Source organism: Clostridium sp. (genome assembly GCF_050717635.1).
In the GTDB taxonomy this organism is placed as follows: domain Bacteria; phylum Bacillota; class Clostridia; order Clostridiales; family Clostridiaceae; genus Clostridium_AD.
This window is the reverse complement of the sequence record NZ_JBOITO010000021.1, coordinates 1-7,282: the sequence shown is the minus strand read 5'-3', so window position 1 is coordinate 7,282 and position 7,282 is coordinate 1. Positions and strand designations below refer to the sequence as shown.

Below are 7,282 nucleotides of genomic sequence, written 5' to 3'. Positions count from 1 at the left end.
AGTGTAGTGGCTAAACTCCGTATAACAAAATACTCCAGTTCGCTTTGCATGAGAATACTGCAAAGCACACCTGCGACCCTAAGCGGCGTCGCGCTAAGGGTCTCGGCGTCTGGAGTACGAAACGTTATGTGAAATCAGCGTACGCATTTAAGATACTTATTGAGGAAATGAAAAAGATGAGATTTATATATGTCTAATGATCTAAAAAGAATATTAAAACAAATTAAAAAAGAAAACTACAGTGTTCCAATAAATGTGAATATCAATCACCTTATTTTTGAGATGATGCACAACATAGGTAATTCAGATCCAGAGTTACGAGATAAATTGATATATTCAATAATGTATTACTGGATTAAAGATAATGAAATTACAATTAGTAAATTGAAAGAATTGCTAGCTATGAGTATAGATGACAGCCATTTATTCTTTAGAATTGGAGAAACTGACACAGATTCAGTATTTACTCGTTCTTTTTCAATATTATTAGTACCACTGATACTTATGAAGCATAGACAACATAAATTTCTCTCAGAAAAGGATATCCTGGAGGTTTATGAAAAAGTAGTAGATTATTTTATAAAGGAACAGGATTTGAGAGGATATGTAAAGGATAAAGGATGGGCACATTCAATTGCACACGCTGCCGATGCTCTAGACGATTTAGCTATATGTTCAGAAATAGGGAATGAAGAGTTATTACACATGCTTGAGATAATAAAAAAGAAAGTATTTATTAGTAATTATGTATATGTAAATGAGGAAGATGAAAGGTTAGTAACTACAATTGTAAGTATATTAAATAGAAGTTTAATATCAAATGAAGACATTTGTGAATGGATAAAGAGTTTCAGTGATATAGAAAAAACAGGAATTCATCCAGAGGATGACAATTTATTAACTAATGTAAAGAATATGTTAAGAAGTTTATATTTTAGAATAATTGTTTTGGAAAACACCGAGGTATTAGTTGAAGAAATAAAAAATGCATTAACGAAAATAAGTAACTATAATTAATATGAAAATCTCATATGGGTTAGGAAAGCTGACTTCACATAACAAAATATTCAAGTTCGCTTTGCATAAAAGTACTGCAAAGCACACCTGCGAAGCAAAGTGCGGTCGCACTAAGCTTCTCGGTGTCTTGAACACGAAACGTTATGTGACATTTCAGGTCTATCTGAAACGTTCTTGCTCAGTTAGTGATTTTTAGCTATTCGAATATATAAAATAATTCACATTAGTAAAATAATGTGCAAAACAAACATTATTAATATTAGTTGAGGAGGTGACTTATGAGTAAAGAGTTAAAAAAGTATATACCTTATTTTGTTTGCTTCGGATTTATCGCAGGAGTAGCTATTGCAGGTATTTATTATGCCTTTGTAAAATAAGATGAATAAAGATTATTTCTATTTTATTTGGGAGGTATAGTATGGACAAGCGTTTTACATTTAATGAAGATGTTAAAAATTATGATGAATGGAGACCAACATATTGTAAAGAATTATTCAAAGATATTATTCAGTATTCCCAACTTAATCAAAATAAAAAAGCAGTAGAAGTGGGAATCGGTACTGGTCAAGCAACTATGCCATTTCTGATGACAGGATGTGATGTAACAGCCATTGAACTTGGAAAAGACCTTGCAGAATACTCAAAAGAAAAATTCAAAAAATATAAAAATTTTATTGTATATAATACCTCATTCGAGGATTTTAATTGTACTAATAATAGTATTGATATTCTTTACTCTGCAACAGCATTTCATTGGATTCCCGAAGATATAGGTTATCCAAAGGCATTAAAGATATTAAAGAATGATGGAACATTAGCATTGTTTTGGAATAAACCATTTGTAAAACGAGAAGATGATTTAATTCATCAAAAAATTCAAAATATATACCAAAAATATAGACCTTCAAACGCTAAATTCATAGAAAATGATATAGCAAGATATAATAAAATATCAAAAACTATCCAATCATACGGTTTTAGAGACTTAGAAGTAAAGTTATATCACCAAACACGAGTATTTAACTCTTCAGGTTATATTTCGCTATTAAATACATATTCAGACCATAGAAGTATGGTAGCGTCTACAAAGCAATTATTATATAGTGAAATTGAAAATGCTATTCTGGAAAATGGTAATGTTTTAACTGTATATGACACGATAGAGTTATATTTGGCAAGAAAATAATGTTTTTTTATATGACCATTGTTTATAATCTATTAATTCACAATATTTTTATATAATGAAGTCAATATTGAATAAATTAGTAGAAATCGCACGTATCATAGAGAGCGCAAGACCTGAACTTCACGTAACAAAATGTTACCGTTCGCCTTGGCTGGAGAGTTCTTTGTGAAAGGATAAGCTATACACGCAAGTGTATCTTTAGACAAAGAGTATCAAAATATACCGCCAAGGCACATTCTTTCACCAAGCCCGTCGGGCTAAGGTTCAGGAACGTCGGCAACAAGAAACGTTATGTGAAATTTCTACTCTATCTGAAATTTTCTTACGTAGTTAGTTGTTTCTTCTATTCCAATATATAGGTTAAGGCACAGTGGTATAGTTAAGATTGTTCTTATTAGTTAGAAGGGAGTACGTGTGAAACATGAATACTATTGATTTTGTTGAGGGTTAATTAGGCGAAGGTGTGTACCTATATATGTGATTTCTATTAGATAAATTTATGTTAAAAGAGGTGTTATGCTATGATTAAAAAATTGACTAAATTGCAGACAATATTACTGGTAATACTTATAGTTTTTATTGGTAATATTGTGATTTTGAATGGAATTCCCAGATTAATTGCATTCTTTTCATCCCAGTTAGGTTATAAAATTAGTTCGAAAAATCAAATGACAAAATACATAGTAGGTACGGTTGTTAGAATCATAGGTATTGTTGCCTGTTTTGAATTTATGAAAATGATAGGTATTATTAAGCGATTTAAGTGGAATTTTAACAAAGGATATTTTGCAGTGAGTTGGCTATTCTTTATTTATATTATTTTTAATTTTGAATATACTATTATATCTTTTAATATGATTTCGGCAGTTATAATGATGATAATAAGCAGTTTGTTTATAGGATTGTATGAAGAAATTCTGTTTAGAGGTTTGATATTGTCATTAATGTTCAGACATTATGGCAAAACAAAAAAAGAAATATATTTTTCAGTTATCTTCACCAGTATCGTTTTTGGATTATTTCATTTTTTCAATCTATTCAGTGGTAGTAGCATTATTTCAGTTGTGACACAAGTTGTTTATGCTACTATTGTAGGAATATTTTTTTCGGCACTGCTTCTTCGGACAAAGAATAATCTCCTGTGGTGTGCATTATTGCACGGCTTATATGATGCTGCAAATAGTTTTGGAGATTTTGCCAAAAAAGGAACGCTGGTGGCATCTAGTAAATTTTACATACTGCCATATTTGATAAACTTGGCAGAATTTATTCCGTTACTTTTATTGGGACTGTTTTTGTTACGTAAGGTTATAAATGTAACGATAGATGGAACTGTTATAATTTCTGAAAATAGTTAATATATTTTATGAATACAAAGAAAAGCTATAGATGATTGAAGACTTGAAACATCACATAACAAAATGTTGCCGTTCGCCTTGGCTAGTAAACTATTTTTTTAAAGCAAGGTGTAAATTTATGACTTATAATCTATATATAGGTTAGTAGAAAACCAACGCCAAGGTACATTCCTTCACCAAGCCTGTCGGGCTAAGGTTCAGGAACGTCGGCAACAAGAAACGTTAGATGTAATTTTAAAATAATAGTTTGATAGCTTAAAATTTTTCTTTTTTTAAAAACACAATTATAACAGATTCCTTATCAACCATAGATTTACGATTGATGAAGAATAGTAAAATAATACGCACGATTCACACATTAAATTAAGAAGGAGTAAACTATGATGAAAGCAAAAATTAATCTTGTTACGATTTGGACAAATAATATAGACAAAATGAAGAATTTTTATAATCAAGTTCTTGGATTTAAGATTAAAAATGACCTTGGAAATTATGTTGAATTTGAAAATGAGGGAGTCCGATTTGCTATTTGTATGAGAGATGTTATGTATGGTTATAGCAATGAATACAAGAAAACGTCAATTGGTCAAGTTTTTGAACTGGCCTTTCCATGTGAAAATCCTAATGATGTTGATGAGTCATTTACACATTTAGTTACAAAAGGAGCAACTCCTATCCAAAATCCACAGGATATGCCTTGGAGTCAAAGAACAGCATTATTTGAAGATCCAGATGGGAATATACATGAAATTTTTGCAGAGATTAAATAAATTAAAATATTCTTCTCATGAGATACAAGAGTATTTTATAATTAACTAACACACTAAAGGAGGTAGAAGGAACAATGAAACTTACACATAGCTGTATTATTACTGAAAATGTGAAAAAGTTAAGTGACTTTTATAGAGAGGTATTACAAATTGAACCACAGGCTTATGGGGATGATTATGTTGAATTTTCAACTGATTGCGGAGCTCTCTCATTATTCAGTTTTAAAGCACATGAAGAACTTGCAAAAGGTTCAATTAAACCATCCTCAAACAGATGTCTTGAACTTGAGTTTAATGTAGACAATGTAGAAAATGACTACTCTCGCTTACAGAAGTTAGGAGTAGAAATAATAAAACCTCTTACAACTCAACCTTGGGGAAATTGTTCATTTTATTTCAGGGACCCCGATGGCAATTTAATAAATTTTTATACACGTACAAGATAGTTACCACTTGAACAAGCTAATACTCAACATTCTTAAAGTGTTCATCAACCGCATACCTACGATATAAGACAACTGTTAGATTATTGTAAAGCAAATATTATTTACATACGATGAGGGAGAGGTGCAATATGCGAATAGAAACAAACCATATAATAATTAGAGATTTTGAGCTAAAAGACGCAGAAAACCTTTATCAGATTGTAAGAGAGAAAAACATTTTTCGATTTATGCCTGATTGGGCAGAAAATAATGATTCGCCAAAAGCCTTTTGGGGGTATATTGATTGGCACCAAACTCAAAAAGATTCAACAGATGTTTATGAGAATAAAAGATATGCAATTGCATTACCTGATTCAGGTGAAATGATTGGAATGGTAGGTATGGGTCTTGAAGATACAGTAAATGAAGTTGAAGTAGCCTATTTTATGTCGGAAAAATATCAGAGAAATGGGTACGCAAAAGAAGCTGTAAATGCTTTAGTGGGTTGGTGTTTCGATGTATCAGATATAAAGTATCTTATATTGACGATTGATTGTGCAAACATTCCTTCTTGTCACCTTGCAGAGAAATGCGGTTTTGAATTATTTGAAAAACGAACGCCAATTAAACACAAACAACCCAACATGGAAAGTGATAGCTATTTCTATTACAGAAGATACAGGAGTTTAGCGTAACTATTAGTATATCTATTACACAATATTTTTATTAATTGAGGAGAAAAATATTTATATTAGTTAAATAATGGAGGAAAAATATGGAGTTTAGAATAAGTTCATTATACATATGTGTTAGAGATATGGAACGTGCAATTAAATTTTATGAAAGATTATTAAATAAGACAGTTACAGAACATGATGATGTATATAGTGTGTTTGACATTAAAGGTTTTCGATTTGGACTTTTTGCTAATGAAAAAGTAAATGAAAGGCACATTTATGGAGATAACTGTTTGCCAAGTTTTGAAGTAGATGATATTAAATTGGTTCAAGAAAGGTTATTATCGTTAAATTGCCCTATTGTATTTCCACTAACAAATATAAAAAACAATTGGGTATTAGAATTTGTCGATAGTGAAGGAAATCATATTGAAATAACATCACCTAATAAGTAGTAAATACGAGCATGAATTTTAGTTATGACGAAATATATTTATATAAAGTGGGGTGATTTTAATGTGGAAACATGATGAAGATATTAGTGAGTCAATAATAACCGCAAAAAAACATGTTATTAGTTCGCATAGGAGTGAAAGAGGATTAGCATTACCGTCAAAAGTAGTTATATTTTGTATGGGATCAGCAATGAAGTATTTGAAAAATAATTACAAAACTAAAGTTATTATGAAAAGTATTCCTAAATTTATAGGAGAAAGTGAATGCTTAATAATTGAAGAACACTCAAATGTCTGCTTTGTTCATGGAGGGTATGGTTCTCCTGCCATTGCTGATACTGTAGAAACTTTAATTGCTTTAGGGGTTAAAGATATTATTTTAATAGGTATGTGTGGTGGATTCTCTAACAAAGTTAATGTTGGCGATGTAATCATACCAAATAAAGTACTGAGTGAAGAAGGAACGTCATTACACTATTATGAAAATATTAAATTTGTAAACCAATCTGAAATATTGGTATCAAAAGGGGTAAGTTATTTTAGTCAGTATTTTAATACATACCAGTGTAGTACGGTTACTACTGATGCAATTTATAGACAAACATTTTATAAAGAAGATTATTGGAGAAAAATGAATTGTGTAGGAGTAGATATGGAAGCATCTGCGTTGTTATCTGTAAGTAATTATTATGGAATAGAGCCGAATGTAATATTGCTTGTTTCCGATAAACACCCAGTTAATGAAAAAGAGAAAAGTTGGAATTGGGGAAATTCTGATTTCAATAGTTTAAAAGATAGATTTATTAGTAATTCAATAAAATATGCAATTGATAATAAACAAGACTAATATCAACGATAAATTCTATAATTGTATTATTTCACGTTCTAACAAAAATTATGATAAATGTATAAATGGTGATTTTATTATTAAATTAGTGGGGCGTAATCTTCACTTCAAGAACTAAAATGGTAAAACTATGCGAAGTTTATTTATATTAGGTGGTGCAGAATAAATATGAAAATTCAAAACAAAAAAACAGGTATAGCAGTGTTTATTTTAGTAACAATAGAGCAGGTTATTAAAATAGTAATTTATAACAGTTTTCTTAACAGAAAGTTTCCTATATTGCCTGGATTCCTGTACTTTGAACCTATGTTCAATAGGCAATATTCATGGCTTAATTCTATGTTTCAATTAGGTGTGAGTAAATGGATTCACATTGCTTTTGGAGTAATTATGATCATATTAATATATTTGTTTTATCGGTATCCCCCTGTGCTAAGATGGTTGTCGTAGGGAATAATATATGTTATTCTCGAACAAAGGAGAGATGATTATTTTATGACGAGACAAATTAAAAAATATACTAAAGAAGAGAAGGATGGTTTAGTTA

9 protein-coding genes are annotated in these 7,282 nt (G+C 30.2%); all 9 read left to right on the top strand.

Features of this window, described 5'->3' with window-relative positions; translation table 11 throughout:
• The first annotated feature begins 189 nt into the window (after nucleotides 1–189).
• On the top strand, nucleotides 190–1,017 hold the full coding sequence (locus ACREWB_RS10615) for a DUF2785 domain-containing protein (RefSeq protein ID WP_431547423.1): 828 nt from the start codon (nucleotides 190–192) through the stop codon (nucleotides 1,015–1,017).
• A 418-nt stretch (nucleotides 1,018–1,435) separates the two neighbouring features.
• A complete protein-coding gene (locus tag ACREWB_RS10610; RefSeq protein WP_431547422.1) occupies nucleotides 1,436–2,203 on the top strand; it encodes a class I SAM-dependent methyltransferase in 768 nt (255 codons plus the stop codon).
• 521 nt (nucleotides 2,204–2,724) lie between these two features.
• Entirely contained in the window at nucleotides 2,725–3,561 is an 837-nt protein-coding gene (locus tag ACREWB_RS10605) for a CPBP family intramembrane glutamic endopeptidase (protein ID WP_431547421.1), read from the top strand.
• Between the two features lie 383 nt (nucleotides 3,562–3,944).
• The gene (locus tag ACREWB_RS10600) at nucleotides 3,945–4,331 is read left to right on the top strand and encodes a VOC family protein (RefSeq protein WP_431547424.1); all 387 of its coding nucleotides are present in this window, start codon (nucleotides 3,945–3,947) and stop codon (nucleotides 4,329–4,331) included.
• Between the two features lie 74 nt (nucleotides 4,332–4,405).
• Entirely contained in the window at nucleotides 4,406–4,777 is a 372-nt protein-coding gene (locus ACREWB_RS10595) for a VOC family protein (RefSeq protein WP_431547420.1), read from the top strand.
• A gap of 128 nt (nucleotides 4,778–4,905) precedes the next feature.
• Nucleotides 4,906–5,451 (top strand): GNAT family N-acetyltransferase, encoded by a 546-nt coding sequence (locus ACREWB_RS10590; protein ID WP_431547419.1) that lies wholly within the window; start codon nucleotides 4,906–4,908, stop codon nucleotides 5,449–5,451.
• Between the two features lie 80 nt (nucleotides 5,452–5,531).
• A complete protein-coding gene (locus ACREWB_RS10585) occupies nucleotides 5,532–5,888 on the top strand; it encodes a VOC family protein (RefSeq protein ID WP_431547418.1) in 357 nt (118 codons plus the stop codon).
• 61 nt (nucleotides 5,889–5,949) lie between these two features.
• Nucleotides 5,950–6,735, top strand: a complete 786-nt coding sequence (locus ACREWB_RS10580) for a nucleoside phosphorylase (protein WP_431547417.1) — start codon at nucleotides 5,950–5,952, stop codon at nucleotides 6,733–6,735.
• A gap of 168 nt (nucleotides 6,736–6,903) precedes the next feature.
• Nucleotides 6,904–7,185, top strand: a complete 282-nt coding sequence (locus ACREWB_RS10575) for a signal peptidase II (RefSeq protein ID WP_431547416.1) — start codon at nucleotides 6,904–6,906, stop codon at nucleotides 7,183–7,185.
• The last annotated feature ends 97 nt before the right edge of the window (nucleotides 7,186–7,282 follow it).